Source organism: Sporosarcina sp. E16_3, from assembly GCF_017347125.1.
GTDB lineage: Bacteria > Bacillota > Bacilli > Bacillales_A > Planococcaceae > Sporosarcina.
Map to the genome: position 1 here is coordinate 1 of NZ_JADPRX010000077.1, position 1,212 is coordinate 1,212.

Below are 1,212 nucleotides of genomic sequence, written 5' to 3' on the forward strand. Positions count from 1 at the left end.
CAACCGTAGTAGCGGGCAAGTGGCGAGGCGGGGTACGAAGAAGCAGGAAAAGTCTAGCGTAGAGGAACTTACACGTTTTTCTATGTTTTTAGTAGCAGGTACCAGTATGGATTTTAAATCTGTTAATGAACATTCTTCTTTCCTTATTAAAAAAAGCGTCCGACGGAAAATTGAGGCCATTCTCTTTGTTATTCTTCTTAGTTCGTTGGTTACGGGCTGTTCTAAAACTGAACCCGTGGATAAAAATGTCGTTGCGATCCAAACTGTTCTTGAACATGAATTTAATGCACCCGATAAAGAATATATTCGAATGAAGAACGACCCAAGTAACATGGCAATTGTAGACCAAAACGGTCTGGTTTCAGCACCGGAAGAAGATAATGAAATCAACACCTACCTGGAGGATAAATTCATGCCTTATTTCACTGATTTTGGATATAGTGGCAAGGTTCTCTTCCTAACTTTACACTCACCGGCTGACAACAACGGCTATCAAATCGCCGTCGACAAGATTGATGTGGAACCTGTCGAGGGTAGACCCCGGGATTATGACTTTACCGTTCATATAACGTATCAAAAAAAAGATGGCGACAAAATGAAAACTGAAATTACTGGTCTGGCAACTTGTCCAGAAGAAGGGAAGATAGGGAAAATCCGCTACAATAAAGACTATTTTCTGTTTGGAGAAGTTTTAAGGGGCAAATGAAAACAGCAATAGACAATGTGAAAAAGAGCTAAAACCATTACGGTTTATAGCTTTTTTCTTATTTTCCCTTCACTATGGCACCTTAGGTTTATCTTATTCGTGCCTTTCATTCTGAATAAAAACTGGTGGAATTCCCTGATTTTCATTAACATTTAATTAACAATTATTTAAGACAGCTAGTTGAATGCCCGTCCTTCGATCCATCGCTTGAATATTATGTTAAAGATAGGTGGTGAAAAAATGAAATGTTACGACAATAATGATAACAATGGTTGGAAATACAAGACCTACCGTTGCTCTTACCAAGCTGAATGCAGAAGATGCTGCAAACCATGTTGCAAAGGATGCATAGGACCGATTGGACCTACGGGTGCTACTGGACCTGCTGGACCGACCGGAGCTAACGGGACTAACGGGGTAACGGGATCTACCGGACCTGCTGGACCGACCGGGGCTAACGGAACTAACGGGGCAACGGGATCTGCTGGACCGACTGGAGCTAACGG

Annotated in this window: 1 protein-coding gene and 1 pseudogene; both read left to right on the forward strand. The window is 41.9% G+C overall.

What is annotated here, in order from left to right:
* A partial coding sequence (locus tag I2483_RS19155) for a hypothetical protein (RefSeq protein WP_207278647.1) occupies positions 1-706 on the forward strand: 706 nt, incomplete at its 5' end.
* A gap of 240 nt (positions 707-946) precedes the next feature.
* A pseudogene (locus I2483_RS19555) lies at positions 947-1,212 on the forward strand (spore surface glycoprotein BclB); the annotation flags it as partial.